An 18,064-nucleotide genomic window follows, 5' to 3' on the forward strand; every position below is an offset into this window, starting at 1 on the left:
GTTACCCTTCACGAACTGGAACTACCGTTGCAAGACTTATTTCTGTCCCATTTGTTTCAGTTATATAAAGAAGTGTATAGGCTCCTTGTTCTGGAATTTGTACAGAGAAACTAAGATCTGACTGTACGACTGTTCTAGCAATTTCATTACCGCTTGCATCAGCAATAATAATTGTATTTCCAGCTGTTTCTCCAGTACCTGTTAAATATTTATCACTTTGATAATAAGAATCAACAGTTGGTTTAGCAATCGTAACATCTTTATGCTTAACTACCGTAGTTTTCACATCACTCCAACCAACACCTGTATTCTGACGAACACTAACTGTTGTATCTTCATGTTGTTTAGGAATAGTAACTTCGTAAAGTCCATTTTCATCAACGATACCTGTCCCTATAACTTTATCGCCAACTTTAACTTCAATTTTAGCACCTGGAACACCACGACCTGATACCGTTGTATCTGTATCAAAAATTGTTTCAACGGTTGGAATTTCTTTCAAAAGTGCCCAACCCGGGTCTAGGTGATATGTTGGCAACGTGTCAGAAGCATTATATGAACCCAACACGTCCCAATCAATTGGCGCACCATTTTTTACTAAACCACTATTAAATATATAACTTGAGTTATTTTCTGCGTCCGCTACTCTGATACCTGTATCTGTTACCATTTGCCCAATATCAAGAGATAAATGAACTTTGAAGTCGGCAAATGCAATCCAAGAATGAGATGGATTTTTGATTCGTAATGTTTTACCATTATCCTCAACTCGGATATCATTTTTATTATACGTATATTTACTTCCGTTATTAAATTGGAAATTTCCTGTTATATAATTATTGAACGAATCATGGTTAAAAAGTGGAACTAACTCTGAAGGAACTGACAAGACATAGTCTGTCGATTCATTAATTCCTGCCGAAATAATCGACTTTCCTTCATAATCAAAATCTAATGTACCTGTTGTCACTGTATTATTACCTTGTAAGTGTAGACCACTTGCACCCGTTCCAGATACTTTCATTGAGCCTCTTGTAATAACACCTAATTCTTTCGTACCTACTTTAGCTGTCGCCACCTGCTTTTCATGGTTACTAGCATCTACGGAATTATTAGCTACCCCTAAAATCATTACTGAATTCAATAATCCAACCACCGCTACCGTTTTAATCACATTCTTCTTTGTCTGACTCATTTCTACTTTGTTCATTTTATTCATCTCCTCTATTTTGGTTTATAAACAATTATTTGATACAGGCCCTCCATAAAAAAATTAGTTAGAGCATTACTAATACCTCCTTATATTTATATTTATTTTTTTATTAATACCTTAAACACAGCTTATCATGTTAACGCTTTCTTTTGCAAATTTAACCACTAGTATATTTTTAATTTTAACTAAATTGGACTTAGATAATAAGCAAAAAAAATAAGCTATCTTCATATAAATACGAAGGTAGCCTACTTTAATTTTAACTATTCTTTATTTTGATTGCTTTGAATCGTTATATTTAACCCATCCAATTAATCCTGCGGTTGATAAAAGAATAAATCCTATCATTGATAATCCTGATCCTTTTATTTCACCGGTTTGAGGTAATCTGTTTTGATTCGATGCAACATTCTTTGAGACAGGTGTTCTCCCGTCTGGATCTGGTGTCACCTGAGAAGTTGTTGGCATTTTACCTACAAATTCAATTCCCATTTCACTTGTATAACTAGCCGCTTCTGCGGTATTACCGAATGCACCTAAACTAAAAGATAACCCCAAAAGACCAATTACTAAAGTACTCGTTATTTTTTTCCCCATAACCATACCTCACCCATTTCGACTACTTATCTTCTTTTTCACCAGTTTGTAATTCTGATAAAATTTGTCGTTTTGCTTCTGCGACAGCTTCTTCTTTATCTTTTTTATTACGACGAACTAAGAACCAAATAATCAATAATACAAGTAGAAGTAAGAAGATTCCTGCAAGAATATACCACATTGTATAATCTTTTTCTAAGTCAACTGCCTTTTCGTTCAATTTATCTGCCGTTGCGCCATCAATTGTGAAGTTTTCAGTCCATTTCCACTTATTCACACCAGAAGTTGCCGTCATTTCTAGACGGTACTTACCAGGTTTAAAGGGTTGGTTGTCCCAAAAAATACCATAATTAAAATTCGTATTGGGAGCCATTGTCATATTCGAAGTGGTTGAAGCATGTAAGGCTTCATCCCCATTTCTTGAATAGACTTTTCCGGCTACCTTTAAATTACGAATAGGTGTTGTTGTTGGGTTTTGTAAATTTACCTTCAATGTATTACGGAAATTAACTGAACCTGGTTCAATTTTAAGTAATTTCATATCAGGTTTAACAACATCATCTGTTTCAGTTAACGTTGTCCCAATCACAAATGCATAACGGTTTTTAATTTGAACGTTACTCTTTGATTTTTTTTCACTATCTTTGTCGATCTTTTCATAGAAGTATAATCCACCATCGATTTCGCCATTAAATTTCTTAGCGGGCATTGTGATATGGAACGTATGCACAACACTTTTCTTGGCTGGAATTGTCACTTCTTTATCCGACTTAACAATTGAAGATAGAGGATTTACCATTGTTTTATCAAGTTTTGGTTTCACATGACTATATTCAACCACACCGTTATCGTTGGTTACAGCTGTATTTGCCTCAGCCATTACGACAACTGCTTTATTAGTCGAATTTTTCAATGTGACAGTAACATCTTGTTTCTGATTAGGCTTCATTTTTAAATTAAAATAGGTTTGGCGCTTATCAACTTGATTACTTGGAAGATTTGCAGTAACGGCAAAGTTCATTTCAGCAGCGTTCGCTTTTTGAACTTGTCCACTAAATAAAACCAATCCTGCCACAAACGCCATTATGATTCCAAAAAATTTTTTATTCAATGTAAAAATCCTCTTTCTTTTCAAATTAGCTTTATGGAGCCGCTATCAATGTCCATTTCAACGTTGATGTATAAGCTTCTTTTGTTTTCACAGTGGTACCAGGAACAAATAACGACACTGCATCGTTTCCTGTAGAGTTAGTTCCCGCTTTATCAGTACCCATAGCAAGTGTCCAAGTACCGAACGGATTATCACTATTACCATCTGTCGTACTAACAACCGAAACAGGAGTACCACCAGTTCCTGTAAGTTTAACGTTACCTGGTAAGTCCCCGCTTAGCCCTAAACCTGGATTTTCACTATGTGCTTCGATATTCTTAATATTTAGTACAGCACCTTTAAGCACGTTCCCGCTAGGACTTTTAAAAACAGTGTTACTAACACCTAATGACCAATTACCCGTTGTATTATTTGTGACCTGGGCGTAATTAGGTACATTATAATAATCTTTATCTGTTAGGTTTTGTGTGTCCCACACTCCACTTGAGTCACGACGGTTAGTCATGTCAGCTACTTTATCAAAAGTTGCATAGTAGGTTTTATTACTCCCCGAGATATCCTGTGCCCCAAAATGAAAACTAGAAATATAATCTATTCTTAAGTCTCCAGTTGTTGGCGTAACTTGATTGAGTGGGTGCACTGGTTTTGATGGATCTAACGGATCAACAGGACCAGACTTTTCAAGTAATGTTAAGTTAGCTGATGATATCGCAGTTTTTCCATCAGTTGCAACTGCTGCATCGGCTACTGAATTTACCATCATCGAAAATGCAAGGAGGGGGACAATGGCTACTGCTAGTCGTATATTTTTTTTCAAGCTCATTGTTTTAACCTATCCCTTTCTGCATTTTATAATGCTGCGTCTTTTAATGTCCATGTAATTGTTGATGTATATTTTTCATTTAATTTACTTGTTGCACCAGGTACTTCTAAAGTTGCTTTAGTAACAGGTAATGTGTTAGGCCCCATACCTTTATCTTTAGCTGCATCTACTGCTGGAACAGCTTTAGATGAACCATCTAAAAGCATAGTTGCTGCAGGATTAGCCACAAACTTTGCCCCATTACCATTAATAATTGAACCATTTGTTAAGGTTAACTTAGCACCATCAAGTGCCGTACCCGTTGCCGTGGCAAATTGTGTATTTGCAACTGTTAAATTCCAACCGACATTTGAGCCACGGTTATCATCAACTTGGATATTAGCATCCTCTGGTTTAGCGCCAAAAGACGTTTGTTCATAAGTTTTTGTTGATCCACTAATTTCTTGATCCCCAAAATCAACACTCGGTGCACTGATTAGCTTAAGTTCGCCTGCCCCAGTAGCTGGATTAGCTACGAAGTTAACATCACCTGTTGTGCCTTTTGTAATATCGGCAGCATGTGCTGCAGGTGCTAATGTTGAAAATAACGTAACTGCTAAAAGTGCTGATGTTGCAATTGCTGCTTTTTTCATAATTAATTTCCCCTTTGGTTTAACTTACTTCTAATCTTTTTATAGACCTGCGTCTGTTAATGTCCATGTTAAGTTAGTTTTGTAACTTGTTCCAATTGATTTAGCTGTTTTACCAGGTACTTCTAATGAGATTGCTTTCATTGAAGCATCTGTATCTGTTCCATCGACATATGTGCCAAATGAATCAGTCCAAGTACCCATACCTTGACCCTTAGCAGCACTTACAACTTCAACATCTTTTCCAACAGTTGGTGTAATAACACCACTATTTAAAGCAGTTGGGATTGTTGTCGTGTCACCAATATTTGAAGAATTAAATGTTTGACCGGTCATTTTTAATTGCGCACCAGCCAACTCAGAAGTCCCATCATTAAATTGGGCATCTTGATTTACTGAAAGTTTCCAACCACCATTTGTACCACGGTTATCAGTTACTTGTAAGTAATTAGCACGTTTAACCTTATCACCTTTACTATCTGTAGCTGAAATTGGTTGTGCATAGTAAGTTTCTGTAGAACCAGAAATCTTATGATCAGCACCAAAATCAAGATTAGAGATGTAATCAATCGATAAAGGTCCATCTGTACCAGGTTTGATTGGATCTGGATCTGGATCTGGTGTAATTGGATTTGTTGGATCGATTGGATCTGTGGGATTTGTTGGGCTTGTGCTTCCTGCGACAAAACCTACTTTACCTGTTTCATTATATGTTTGTGTATTATTTGCGGCATGTACAGCTGGTGCTGCAGTCAAACCTAATGTTGTTAACGCAATTGCACTTGCAACGATTTTTGTTGTTTTCATTTTAATTTCCCCTTTTATTGATTCCCTCTATTTTTTAATAACCTAGTTGATACAGGTTTACATCCCTGCGTCAGTAATTGTCCATGTTAAATCAGTGGTATATGGTTTAGCTTCTTTAGCTGAATTACCAGGTACGGCTAATGAAACAGCCTTCATTGCTGTATCCTTTGTAGCATCTGCATCATATACACCAAATGAATCTGTCCAAGTACCCATACCTTGACCCTTAGCTGCATTCAAGACTTCAACAGCGCTACCAGGTGTTGCTGTAATTGTAGCATCGGCTATAGCTGGGGTTGTTGCATTAGTTACACTATCCATATTTTTAGAATTTAATTTTTGTGATCCCATTTTTAATACTGCACCATCTAAATCTGCTGAGCCATCATTAAATTGTTTTTCTTGTTTAACTGAAAGTTTCCAACCAGCATTAGTACCACGTTTATCCGTTACTTGTAAGTAAGTAGCATATTTAGCACCACTAACTGCTTTGACAGGTGCAGCGTAGTAAGTTGTATCGTCCCCAGAAATTTTGTTTTCACCAAAATCAAAGTTAGAAACGTAATCAATTGATAATGGTCCATCAGTACCAGGACTAACAGGAGGAACAGTTGGTTCTAATGGATCAACGGGTTTATCTGGATCAACTGGGTTAACGGGTGGTGTTTTATCATCATTTTCTGTAAAACCAATCTTACCTAATGATGTGTAATTTTCTGTATGGTCTGCGGCATGTACAGCTGGTGCTGCAGTTAAACCTAATGTTGATAAAATAATTGCGCTTGTTACGATTTTAGTTGTTTTCATTTTAATTTCCCCTTTTAATTAATAACCTTTTTTTATTGATAGAATTAATTCTTATAAGTTAGCGTCTGTAAGTGTCCATGTTAAATCTGATGTGTATTTTTCTGCGACTTTTTTGCTATCACCAGGGATAGCTAATTTAACAGAAGCTTTAGCTTTATCAGCGTCTTTAGTTGCATTACCGAATGCTTCAACCCAAGTACCAGAACCTTCGCCATCTTTAGCTTGCATAACAACTTTATCACCTGATGCAGAAGAAATTGCAAGGTTATCTGTTAAAATTGATGGTGCTGGTTTTGTACCATTTTTATCAGCATTATTTGCTTCAGGGTTAGATAACGTAATTGTTGTGCCATCTAATACTGATTTTGTTGTTTCACTTGTAAATGCTTTTGATTGTTGAACTGAAAGTTTCCAGCCAGATACTGTACCACGGTTATCTGAAACTTGTAAGAAGTTTGCAAGGTCTTTTTTAGTTCCAGCTGTTGGGTTATCTGTTGTTGCTGCAACTAATTCCGAGTTATATGTTGTATCATTACCTGTTACTTTTTGTGTACCAAAGTTAAAGTTAGAAACGTAGTCAATTGCTAATGGGCCACCAGTACCTGGGTTCACTGGGTCTGTTGGATCGATAGTATGTCCTGGATCTGTTGGATCAGTAATACCAGGGTCTGTTGTTCCGTCATTTTTAGTCAATTCAACGTTACCATGTGATACATAATCTTTTGTTTCTGATGCGTTAGCTGTTGTAACAGCTGTTCCTGTAATACCTAATCCAAGTAATGCAGCGAATAATAATTTATTTGTTTTTTTCATAATATATATTTCCCCTAATCTCTTTTTTTATAGTTTAGCATCTGTCAAAGTCCATGTTAGTTCAGACTTATAAGCCCCTGCTACTTTTTTCGACTCAGCTGGAACAAACAATGAAATACTTTGTTGAGCAGCTGTATTATCTTTACCAAAACGATCCGTCCAGGTCCCCATACCATTGTCCAACTTAGCTGTCATCACAGTAACTGCCTTACCATCTGGCTTAATTGCTGCTTGACTATCCGTCGGTCTATGCAGGTTACTACCATTAACAACACCATTCATCAACGTGATAACCGTTCCATCTAATTTATTTTTACCATTCATAAATGGATTGGTCTGTGCAACGGTTAATTTCCACCCTGCATTTGACCCACGGTTATCCGTTATCTGAACATAGTTTGGATAATCTCCGACTTTACCGTTCTTATCAGCTAACTGGTCAAGTTGTGCATAATAAACACTATCTTTACCAGAAATTTTTTGTTGACTGAATTGTAAGTTCGAAACGTAATCAATCGATAACGGACCTGGCGTCCCCGGATTAACAGGTCTAACTGGTTTTACCGGATCCGTCGGATTAATTGGATTAACAGGTCGTGTTTCATCAGTACTTCCAACTAACTCAATAGTCGCATGCGATTGATAGCCCACTGTATCGCTTGCTGAAACTTGCGTTACGGCGAAACCAACAGGTACCATGCTTCCTAAAAGAATCCCCATAATTGTACTTCTTTTTAGCATCGTATTTTCTCCCCTCGTAAGATTTTGGTAGTTTTTAATATTAGCAATATGCTAACGATTAACATTAATTAAACAAGGTTTATGAATGTGGCGTATCCGCTAATGTCCATGTTATTTCCCCTGTATAGTCCCCTGCTTTAAGCAAAGGGTTATTTCCATTAAGTTGAACGATAATTCCTTTGTCGTTTGCCCAACTTACTTCTTGAGTTACCTCAGATTGCCCTGAACCAACTTCTGCACTGTTTGATTCTATATCTTGCGATTGACCAGATGCATCTATATATGTCAATACACCATTTAACTTAACGTTAGCATCGTTATGCTCCGTTAACGGTGTTGTAAGTTGAGCTGTTAAGGTCCAAGCTTGTTTACCCGCGTTAGAAACTTGTACGCTATTAACATGAGGATCAGGGTCACTACGTTGAACTTTAAAGTCTTCTCCGCTGTAAGGTAACGTAACACCTAAAAAAGAACCGTAATTAGTTGCCCCAGGTCCTTCTGTAATTTTCAATCCACCTGTAACTTCAATGTTAATGGTCTTTTTTAAACCATCCGAATTTTTGATAACTGCCTGATAAATACCATCAGTTGAAGTTTGTTTAAGTGTCGTTGAATCAACGCTTACTTTAGATTCAGCACCAGTTGCTAACAACCATCCTTTAGCTTCACTAGTCTTTAGAATTAATGCAGTCAACTCATCAGTTGTTAATTTTTGAATATCTGCCTGCTTTACGCCAAATCCTTTTGCATAAAGGGCAGAGACTTTATCAGTTGCAGTGTCATCATCAGTTACAGTAACTGGTACAGCTACTTTTGCGATTTCATTTGGTTTAACTGCAATATCTGTTAAAAGCATATCTTGGATGTAAAATCCTACTGTTTTATTATCAAGTGGTTTACCTGATGGATTTGTCCCATCAACAGTTAGTGTATGTGCATTAACTGTTGGTTGATTAATAATTGTCAAATCTTTAATCAAATCCGTCTCGCCTGTCTTAACCGTATCGCCAACTTTGATTGTTTGTGGGATAGCAATTGCGCCTAATTTGAATACGTTAACAGTTATAGTAACTGGTTTTTCTTGACGGTTATTACCTGGATCAACTGCCGTAACTAATAGTTCATTTTTACCTGGACCTAGTTTAGACATATTAACTGGTACAGAATACGGTGTAGGATTCTTCACATCCACTGTAATAGTATCGTAAGGATTCTTTTCTGACGTTCCATCTGGATACCCGATTTCAATATTTCCTTTTGTATCATCTGAATCAGTAACATCTCCTGTAATCTCAACACCTTTTTGATCAGCGTAACCGTTAATTATTGTATTTTTAACTGTCGCAACGGGAGGAGTACTAGGTGTTGTCTCTTTATAAGTAAGGTAAGACCCATTAACAAGTGTTGCACCTGGAGCTAAATCAACTTGATTAGCTTTCATAATGTACGCACTATCATCACCAATTGTTTTACTTGGATTACTAATATTTTCAATTCCAATATTAGTGTTTGCTGCTGAACCTTCCATACCTGTCCCGGCTACCCCCCCTTTAAAGTAGTTATTAAAATTAGCGGGGTTTAGAATCTTATCTTGAGAACCGCCCGTATAATTTGTCCAACCACCCAAAGTAGCATTAGACTCTGGATCTTTCAATCTCACATCCAAAACATGCTTCTGACTAGTACTATCCCCAATCATTTTAAAGCCATCATTAGGTCCAATACTCTGTAAAGGAACTTTATCAGAATCTACAAAAGTATCATTTGTTTCCAAGGCACCTATTTTTTGTGAATCTGAATTATTATTTGTAATACTAAAGTAACGGTAAATACCACCAGTCCTACCATATACTGATTCAAAAGTATAACTAACTTTGTACTTACTATCATACATAGTTGCTTTAAATCCCGTGTTCATACTATTTTTATAAAGATGATAATCAGTAATTGACCCATCTAAAAGTCCACCCTCGATACCAGAAATACCGTTGTCTAGGTAAGCTTCATTCACATTATAACCACGAGCTATTTTGTCGCCCATAATCAGCCCGTGTATAATCGATGGACGCGGATTTTTTCCGGTAGTATACGTATATGACCAAGATGGTAAATTAGGTGAACTATTATTGCTTGCTCTATCTGCGTCATTATTATTCGTCAGTTCACTAGGCTGAAAAGGTTCAATACTATTTCCAAAGTACATAACTGGTTCATTAGGCTTATCAGATCTCCCCGATTGTGAAACAAACGTCTTTGCTACATCAGCTGCGTAATCTTTTGTTTCCCATTTAACAGTAGGTAGAATTTCATCTTTTGGTCCAACATATCCAGCTGCTCGAGTGGTAGCTCGAGTACTTCGTTTAGTTTTTTCTGATGATTTAGCTTTTATTTTTAATTCACTTTTTTTAGTTGTTGATTTAGTTTCTACAGATTCACTTGATAGCGCCTTTTTTTCTGATTCACTTGATTCTTTAATCGTTAACTTACTTGATGTTTCATCTGATGATTCGCTTGACATACTGCTCTCATCGGTTTTAGCAAACACACTAGGTTCTCTATGGCTAGCTCCCCCAGCTAACAATCCTGCAAAAACAGCACTTGTCATAATTGTTGCCGAAACCCATTCTTTTTTTCTGTTTTTATACTCTCTCATTTTTTAGCCCTCCCCAATCCTTGCTTTTAACTTATTAATTATTTTATCAATTTAGTCTATTTGATTTCACTAACATATTGCCAATTCACTACTATCCCCTATTTATCTAGCTATTTCTATTAACTTTTATCAAATATACCTTTTAGCAAAGTTAAAAATTCAACATGTACATGCTTTGTCTTTGATTAACATGTACATATTATATCTTCAATGGTGTACGATGTTAAATCAAATTTTTTATTTTTTTAAAAATATTTGAAAATTAAACAAATAATAATTATTCATAAGTTTTATCTCATCATAAAACGAAAATTATTAAGCCACTAAAATACGAATAAAATTTAGTTATCATTAATTTTTATTAAAAAAATCCATATCAATACTTAGCAGTATTGATATGGATTTACTATTATTTGGGATTGTTATTTAGTTCATAATTAAACTGCTAAAAATATTCAAATCATTTAAGATTAAATTAGAAACTATAACATTAAGGTGTATTCTCTAGTGTCCATGTTATTTCCCCTGTATAGGCTCCAGCTTTAAGTGATGTATTACCTCCGTTAAGTTGAGCGACAATTCCTTTATCCTTATCCCAACGGACTTCTTGAGTTGCCTCAGACTGTCCTGAACCAACTTCTGCACTACTTGATTCTATATCTTGTACACCATTAGCTGAATTTACATACTCCAAAACACCAGTTAACTTATCATTAGCACTATCTGTCAAACCTTTTGTAAGTCGAGCAGTTAATGTCCAAGCTTGTTTACCTGCATTAGAAATATTCACACTGCTATTGGTACTAGAATCACTACGTTGGAGATCAAAATTTTCTCCACTGTAAGGTAATATCACGCCACTGGAAGAACCATAGTCAGTTGCAGTAGGTGCTGATGTAATTTTTAATCCACCTGAGACAGTAATCACAATTTCTTTTGTTTGACCATCAGAATTTTGGATAACTGCTTTATAAAAACCATCACCTGAAGTTGGTTTAAGTTCTGTTGACTTAACACTAACTTTAGATTCGGCACCCGTCGCTATCAGCCAGCCTCTAGCTTTACTATTATTCAAGATTAATGTATCTAAATCACCAGTTGATAAGTTTTGAATATCCGCTGTTTTTAATTCAAATCCCTTGGCATAAAGAGCAGAAGTTTTGTCAAATGCAGTATCACTATCAGTTACGGTAACGGGTACAGCTACTTTTGCGATTTCATTTGGTTTAACTGCAGTATCTGTTAAAAGCATATCTTGAATGTAAAATCCTGCTGTTTTATTATCAAGTGGCTTACCTGATGGATTTGTTGTATCCATTTTTAAGGTATGTGCATTAACTGTTGGTTGATTAATAATTGTTAAATTCTTAATTAAGTCCGTTTCGCCTGTCTTAACCGTATCGCCAACTTTGATTGTTTGTGGGATAGCAGTTGCACCTAATTTATAAAGATTGACTGTTACCGTAACAGGTTTTAACTGTTCTACTTCACTATCGTCAACAGCTGTCACTATTATCTTATTTGAACCTAATTTTAATTTAGAAGTGTCAATGTTTGCACTATAATCAGCACTAGTATCTACCTTACCTGTGTCGTACACATTCTCTGTTGTTCCTGACGTTGACCCATCTGGATAGGTAATTTGAATATAACCTTTACTGCCATCCTTATCTAAAACCGTTCCTAAAACTTTAGGCCTATTAGTTTGACTTGCATAAGCATTAATCGTTTGTTCTTTTACACTTGCAACAGGTGCAACAGCTTCCTTATAAGTTTGATAAGAACCCGTTACGAGTGTTCCTCCTGGTTCCAAAGTTTTCGGATTAGCTTTTATTATGAACCCACTATCGCCTTTAAATGGGTTATCTGGATTCTTAATATTTGAAACGGCAATAATTTTATTATGTGGTGATTTTTCCATTCCAGTTCCAAGTGCACCACCATTGAAATAATTATTTAAATAACCAGTATTCATAACATTTGGTTCATCTCCGCCTGTGTAATTCGTCCATCCACCTAATTTGGTATTATTTCTTGGATCATTTAATTTGAAATTTAAACTATGTGCTGACCCAACCATTTTGAATCCTTCATCCGGGCCTAAGCTTTCAATGGTAACAGCATCCTCATCAACGAATGTATCGACGCCCTCAATAGCTCCAACTGCACGAGCCGTTGTGTCATTGTTAGTAATACTAAAATAGCTATAAACACCGCCACTAGCATCATAAACTTCCTCAAATGTATAACTTAATTTATACTTTGTATCATACATAATTGCCTTAAATCCAGTACCTGTTTTATTTTTAAAAAGTTGATATCCAGTGATATCCTTACCTTTAACTGCAGATTCAATTGTATAAGGAATTGATGAAAAGGATGATACCAACCCGTATCCACGATTACCTGGGACACTATTATTAATAATAATTCCATAAGATTTCCTTGGAACAGGATTTATTCCAGTATCAAACATGTAGGCCCAACCAGACTTATTAAGACCACTGACGGGATCATTATTTAATAACTCATTCATTTGAAAAGGAAAATAATTATTTCCAAAATATAATACAGGTTCGCCAGGTTTATTCTGTGAACCCGACTGTGAAACAAATGCCGTTGCTGACTCCGCTGAATAATCTTTTGTTGTATCCCAGTAATCATCAGGAAATACATCATTTGCTGGTCCAACATACCCAGCTGCTCTAGTACTTAGTTTAGCTTTTGCTGACGGTTTAGCTTTTGTTTTTGATTCACTTTTTTTTATTGTGATTGATTTAGTTTTTAGAGAATCACTTGATATCGCCTTTTTTCCTGATTCACTTGTGGCGTTATCTGATGACTCACTTGACATACTGCTCTCATCAGTTTGAGCAAATACACTAGGTTCCCTGTGACTGGCCCCCCCAGCAAATAATCCTGCAAAAACAGCACTTGTTATAAGTGTTGCTGAAATCCATTCTTTTGTTCTACTGTTATGTTTCCTCATCTTTTATCCCTCTCTAATGCTTAATTATCTTATTTATTTGGTCTTACTATCATATCGTTAAGTCATTGTCATCCCCTATTTTTCTAACAATTCCCATTAACTTTTAGTAAAGTGAAGATACAATATGTACATACTACATCTACAATTATTATGTACATATTGTATCTTCAATGGTGCACAATGTTAAATCACATTTTTTACCTTTTTAAAAATATTTGAAAATAAAAAAGTTATTAATTAAAAGATAATATCCCTTAATTAATAACTTTTTCATTTAAATTATTTAATTTTTTGTTGATACTTTCTTTTTAATCTTCGATTAATCCATAATATAACAAAAACATTAACGATTATCAGTACGAACAAGAGTAATATCCAATAGATCCAGTAATTTGTTTGATCGATTGTAACATCCTTCTCATTCAATATTCTTGCTTTTGATCCACTTACCGTAAATTTCTGTTTAAAATGCCATGCCTGATTTTTAGAAGTCATCTCTGCACTAAGTTCGTAGGTACCACTTTTGAGTAATTCACCAGCAGCTAATGGAATTGGAAAGGTAACCGCACTGGTTGGGGCAATTTGCATGTCCTTATTACTTGCTCGATATAATACTTTTGAACTACCTAACCGTCTGACTTGTGTATTTATTTGAACTTTATTTAAAAACATAGCGCTCTGATTTTCAAATCTCGCAGCAATCACATTACGTGCATTAATTTGTGTGATATCAACCGTTTTTAATTTTACTTGTGCGCTAGTTACAGGTTGTTCTCCATGGAATATTACCGCAGTCGTATATAAATAACGATTATCAATAACCGCTCGTTCTGACTTTGTTTGAGACTGAGCATCATTGTCTTCAATCACCGATATACCTCCCGCAACGACACCTGCAAAAGTCGTATTGGGTAACGCAACATCCAAAGTAACTATTTTTTCACTTTTTGCAGGAACAGTTATACGATTCTGACGAGCTCTAACTGCTTTTACCACTGAGAACGGCTGTTGTGCCAATACTTTACTTTGTGATTCCGCGTACTCCACAACCCCATTATAGTTTGTTGTTGCATCCTTAATGAGGACTTCAAACGTTAGTGATTTATCAATAAGATTAGCTACCTTAATTTTCAGCTGTGTTTTAGTTCCTGGTGCTGCTTTTAAATCAAAATAAGTTTTTTTCTTATCTAATTGATAGTCAGATATCATAGGTTGAACAGAAAAGTCAACTTGGCTGGCATTAACCTGCTTAATGTCCACTCCGAATAAAAATAAAATACTGAATAAAAATAAATAGCCGAATCTTTTAATAAATTTTGTGGTTATCATTTCATTATTATTCATTTGATGGCACATCATTTAATGACCATGTAATTTCACTACGATAGACATCTGTCATCTTAGTTGCCTCACGGGGAATATTCAAAGCGATACTATTTCCTTTAGTTGCCTCATTCCCAAAACGGTAAACCCAAGTGCCGTATCCTTCATCACCTTTTGCGGCAACGACTACTTTATTAGCTCCTACAGACAAATCAAAATTTTTCTTATAAAATCCAGGTTTTTTATCCGCAGAAATGGAAACAAGTTCACCATTACTAAAACTAAGATAGGCACCCGTTAACGATTTATGCGTCTCTTCAGATTCAAATTGGCGACTCTGTTTAGCTTCAAGCACCCAACCATTTTCAGTTCCGCTAAAATTTGAAACTTGAACGTAATTGGGTGTGCTTGCCCCTGTTGCCATATCTTGCGCTTTGGCATAACTTTTTTTATCATTCGAATCAATTTTAGTTGTATTGAAACTAAGGGAAGAAGCAAAATCGACTGTTGTTGCTCCAGATTGAAAATCCATAGACAAATCGGATTGCGCACTACCACGATTAGTTTTCGCCGCTTGAATCGTTGCCTCAGATGCAGTCATATAGAGACCTAATAGTGTTACAAAGGCGCTTAATACTATTTTATTCATAAAGATTTCCCTCTCCCTGTCTAAAAAAATTACTCTTCTGTTATTTCTATAATTTGAATACATATATTAATGACATGTTATTTTATATCACCACTTTTGTCAATTTTTTTAAAAATATGATAATTATTGATTCTAGATTTATATGCAAACCGTTGGCAATTCCCCTATAATGGATAGTACATACTCTTTAATGAGGAGGAATCGCGATAAATGGACTTTATATTTAACAAAGATGATATTCGTAAGTTAGAATTATTTTCTTATCTTGAGAATACTTATGACCAATCTGCTTCGCAAACAGACATCCAAAAACATTTTAAATGGTCAAAATATTATACAGCAACAACTATCAAGTCTTTAGAAGAAGATCTTGTCACTGAAGGATTAGACGATTACTATTTATTAAAAGTTAGCAATAACAAAGTAAGTCTACAAAAAAATGGCTTAGATTCCATCGATCACCTATTACTTCTATACGCTAAGCAGTCACCTCAATTTTTGATGCTGAATGCGCTATTTACTAACCCTAATTTTAGTATAGAATCCTTCACCGAATCGTTATTTTTAAGTGAAGCAACTGGTTATCGGACCAAGAAATTTTTAGATGATATGTTACAAAAATTAGGCTTTAAAATCACTAAAAACTTCCAATTAGTAGGTCCTGAAGAAAATATTCGCTTATTTTTTTATAACCTTTATTTAGCTGTCTATAAGAACTACAACTTCCCATTTAATGAAGAAGTTGATCGTAATTCTAGTTTATTTTCTAACCAATTAATTTCTAGCTTAAATCTTGATCTCACACAAATACAATTATTGAAACTAAAGTATTTTTCAGCTGTTCTCATACAAAGTTTAGCTTCTAATCGAAATGATACTAATCGTTTTGCTGATGTTAATTTTGCTAATTCAGACTCAATCATGTCCAATATTCAAGACTGTCTTCAAGAAAATCCAGGTATTAATGGACTTACGGATGAACAGTTATCAATTGAAACAGTATTTGTTCTAAATTTCCTTTATATGGAAGACATTGTTGACGTTACATTTAATAACTCATCTTTCTTTTCACAAATTGAATCACTCAATAATTTTGTTATTAAAGACTTACAAAAGTTCTTTGATATCACATTAAGTGAACAAAGTTATATGACATTATTTGACGAATTATCTCGTATTCATTTTTCTAGTTACCATAGTGCCCAAATTGATTTTAGTTGGCAAGTTGCCGTAGATAATACTATTTTAAAAGAAAATTATAGTTGGTTTTATATCTTCGTTGACCAATTGATAACTAACTTAACAACGAATGTACCGGATATTTTCAAAGAAAAAAACATTAACATGGCCCGTTTAAAATCAGAATATCTTTTCTTATTCATTCGTTATATTGATTTACCAACCGTTTCAAAACCGGTGCATATAACAATTGATTTTTCAAAAGGGAGTAACTACAATGATTTAATTCACAAAAATCTTGATTCAATGCCCTTCTTTAATTTGGAAGTTAACTACAAATTAACAGATCAAACCGATATTTACCTTTCTGACTTCTTGATGGCAGATGTCCCCAGTCGCTACCTAATCTGGAATAGTCCACCATTAGCTTCTGATTGGGAGATATTTGCTAATATGGTTGTGGCTATTCGAACAGATAGTCAGGAGGATATCACTAATGCATAAAAAGTTTAGAACATCCCGCCTAACTAGAATTTCCTTAGCCTCAATCGTAGCTAACTTGTTCATTTTATCCATGTATGTACCCAAACAAATTAAAGCAACACCGCGAAGCGATAGTGAAGATTCTCGTGTAGCTCCTGTGAATCCAATGGATCCCAGAAAAAATGCAGAACCTGTGTCCCCTAAGGTTTCGGCACCTAAAAAACAAAAACCTCGTAAGGTTAAGAAAAAAGTAACAGATAAATCACCAATCGCTTTTGTTTCAACGCAACATTCTGTAACACCTATTAAACCACCTGTAGCCCTTTCAGTATCTTATTCTGGCTACTTGGTTCGTCATTTATCAGGGAACCTACTCTATGGTTCAAAAACAAGGTCATCAGATGCGATTATTTTAAAAGAAACTAAAGAATAAATTTAGTTTATTTTATTTGACCTTTTTTGACCAAGGGTTTAAACTAGCATTACATTAGTTCAAATGCTAATATAAAAAAAGTAAATAATAATAAATTCGGAGGTTTCTAACTATGAATATGGTTCCTACAGTTATCGAACAATCTGCCGGTGGCGAACGTGCCTATGATATCTACTCTCGTCTTTTAAAAGACAGAATCATTATGTTATCTGGTGAAGTTAATGATGATATGGCAAATGCTATTATCGCTCAATTACTTTTCTTAGACGCTCAAGACTCAGAAAAAGATATTTCAATTTACATTAACTCACCCGGTGGTTCTGTTTCAGCCGGTTTAGCTATCTACGATACAATGAACTTCATCAATGCTGATGTTCAAACAATCGTTATGGGTATGGCTGCTTCAATGGCCAGTGTATTGGCAACTGCTGGTACAAAGGGTAAACGTTTTGCATTACCTAACTCAGAAATTATGATTCACCAACCACTTGGTGGCGCTCAAGGTCAAGCAACAGAAATTGAAATTGCTGCTGCACATATCTTGAAAACAAGAACATTGATTAACCAAATTTTAGCTGATGCAACTGGTCAAGATATTAAAGTTATCGATAAAGATACAGATCGTGATAACTTTATGACTGCTGATCAAGCAAAAGAATACGGTTTGATTGATAAAATTATGACTAACAAAAAAGGGCTTAAATAAGCTTTAACGTTTAAGGACACTAACAAGTTAACTTTTGTTAGTGTCCTTTTTTTGAGCGGATAATTATTCAGATGAACCCGTCTTATGCTATACTGACGCTAATAAATG

Annotated in this window: 16 protein-coding genes; 3 read left to right on the forward strand and 13 right to left on the reverse strand. The window is 35.2% G+C overall.

Annotated elements, in window-relative coordinates; translation table 11 throughout:
* Position 1: 1 nt before the first annotated feature.
* The 13 genes from AC1RP4_RS04020 to AC1RP4_RS04080 form a co-directional block, all read right to left on the reverse strand.
* A complete protein-coding gene (locus AC1RP4_RS04020; protein ID WP_481761461.1) occupies positions 2–1,210 on the reverse strand; it encodes an Ig-like domain-containing protein in 1,209 nt (402 codons plus the stop codon).
* A gap of 273 nt (positions 1,211–1,483) precedes the next feature.
* Positions 1,484–1,810, reverse strand: coding sequence for an LPXTG cell wall anchor domain-containing protein (locus tag AC1RP4_RS04025; protein ID WP_481761462.1), 327 nt, complete (start codon positions 1,808–1,810; stop codon positions 1,484–1,486).
* 22 nt (positions 1,811–1,832) lie between these two features.
* Positions 1,833–2,921 (reverse strand): WxLIP family cell surface protein, encoded by a 1,089-nt coding sequence (locus tag AC1RP4_RS04030; protein WP_481761463.1) that lies wholly within the window; start codon positions 2,919–2,921, stop codon positions 1,833–1,835.
* A gap of 31 nt (positions 2,922–2,952) precedes the next feature.
* Positions 2,953–3,744: a WxL domain-containing protein gene (locus AC1RP4_RS04035; RefSeq protein ID WP_481761464.1), complete on the reverse strand. Its 792-nt coding sequence runs from the start codon at positions 3,742–3,744 to the stop codon at positions 2,953–2,955.
* A 26-nt stretch (positions 3,745–3,770) separates the two neighbouring features.
* Complete coding sequence (locus AC1RP4_RS04040; RefSeq protein ID WP_481761465.1) at positions 3,771–4,376, reverse strand: WxL domain-containing protein; 606 nt, start codon at positions 4,374–4,376, stop codon at positions 3,771–3,773.
* Between the two features lie 39 nt (positions 4,377–4,415).
* A complete protein-coding gene (locus tag AC1RP4_RS04045) occupies positions 4,416–5,180 on the reverse strand; it encodes a WxL domain-containing protein (protein ID WP_481761466.1) in 765 nt (254 codons plus the stop codon).
* Between the two features lie 57 nt (positions 5,181–5,237).
* Entirely contained in the window at positions 5,238–5,987 is a 750-nt protein-coding gene (locus AC1RP4_RS04050) for a WxL domain-containing protein (protein ID WP_481761467.1), read from the reverse strand.
* A gap of 51 nt (positions 5,988–6,038) precedes the next feature.
* Positions 6,039–6,800, reverse strand: coding sequence for a WxL domain-containing protein (locus AC1RP4_RS04055; protein ID WP_481761468.1), 762 nt, complete (start codon positions 6,798–6,800; stop codon positions 6,039–6,041).
* Positions 6,801–6,827: 27 nt separating this feature from the next.
* Positions 6,828–7,541 (reverse strand): WxL domain-containing protein, encoded by a 714-nt coding sequence (locus tag AC1RP4_RS04060; protein WP_481761469.1) that lies wholly within the window; start codon positions 7,539–7,541, stop codon positions 6,828–6,830.
* Between the two features lie 79 nt (positions 7,542–7,620).
* Positions 7,621–10,194: a hypothetical protein gene (locus tag AC1RP4_RS04065; RefSeq protein WP_481761470.1), complete on the reverse strand. Its 2,574-nt coding sequence runs from the start codon at positions 10,192–10,194 to the stop codon at positions 7,621–7,623.
* A gap of 490 nt (positions 10,195–10,684) precedes the next feature.
* The gene (locus tag AC1RP4_RS04070; RefSeq protein WP_481761471.1) at positions 10,685–13,183 is read right to left on the reverse strand and encodes a hypothetical protein; all 2,499 of its coding nucleotides are present in this window, start codon (positions 13,181–13,183) and stop codon (positions 10,685–10,687) included.
* A gap of 279 nt (positions 13,184–13,462) precedes the next feature.
* Positions 13,463–14,443, reverse strand: coding sequence for a WxLIP family cell surface protein (locus tag AC1RP4_RS04075; protein ID WP_481763206.1), 981 nt, complete (start codon positions 14,441–14,443; stop codon positions 13,463–13,465).
* Between the two features lie 76 nt (positions 14,444–14,519).
* Positions 14,520–15,155, reverse strand: a complete 636-nt coding sequence (locus AC1RP4_RS04080) for a WxL domain-containing protein (protein WP_481761474.1) — start codon at positions 15,153–15,155, stop codon at positions 14,520–14,522.
* Between the two features lie 210 nt (positions 15,156–15,365).
* Here AC1RP4_RS04080 and AC1RP4_RS04085 point away from each other — a divergent pair, with 210 nt between their 5' ends.
* The 3 genes from AC1RP4_RS04085 to clpP all read left to right on the forward strand — a co-directional run bounded on the left by AC1RP4_RS04085 (position 15,366) and on the right by clpP (position 17,956).
* Positions 15,366–16,838: a helix-turn-helix domain-containing protein gene (locus AC1RP4_RS04085; protein ID WP_481761475.1), complete on the forward strand. Its 1,473-nt coding sequence runs from the start codon at positions 15,366–15,368 to the stop codon at positions 16,836–16,838.
* Positions 16,831–17,250 carry a hypothetical protein gene (locus AC1RP4_RS04090; RefSeq protein WP_409022196.1) on the forward strand — a complete coding sequence of 140 codons (420 nt, stop codon included), beginning with the start codon at positions 16,831–16,833 and terminating at the stop codon, positions 17,248–17,250. Before AC1RP4_RS04085 ends, AC1RP4_RS04090 begins: the two co-directional genes overlap by 8 nt.
* Positions 17,251–17,362: 112 nt before the next feature.
* Positions 17,363–17,956 (forward strand): ATP-dependent Clp endopeptidase proteolytic subunit ClpP, encoded by a 594-nt coding sequence (gene clpP / locus AC1RP4_RS04095; protein ID WP_409022195.1) that lies wholly within the window; start codon positions 17,363–17,365, stop codon positions 17,954–17,956.
* Positions 17,957–18,064 lie beyond the last annotated feature (108 nt).

It is taken from the genome of Dellaglioa sp. CoH-56-MRSF-10 (assembly GCF_056782175.1).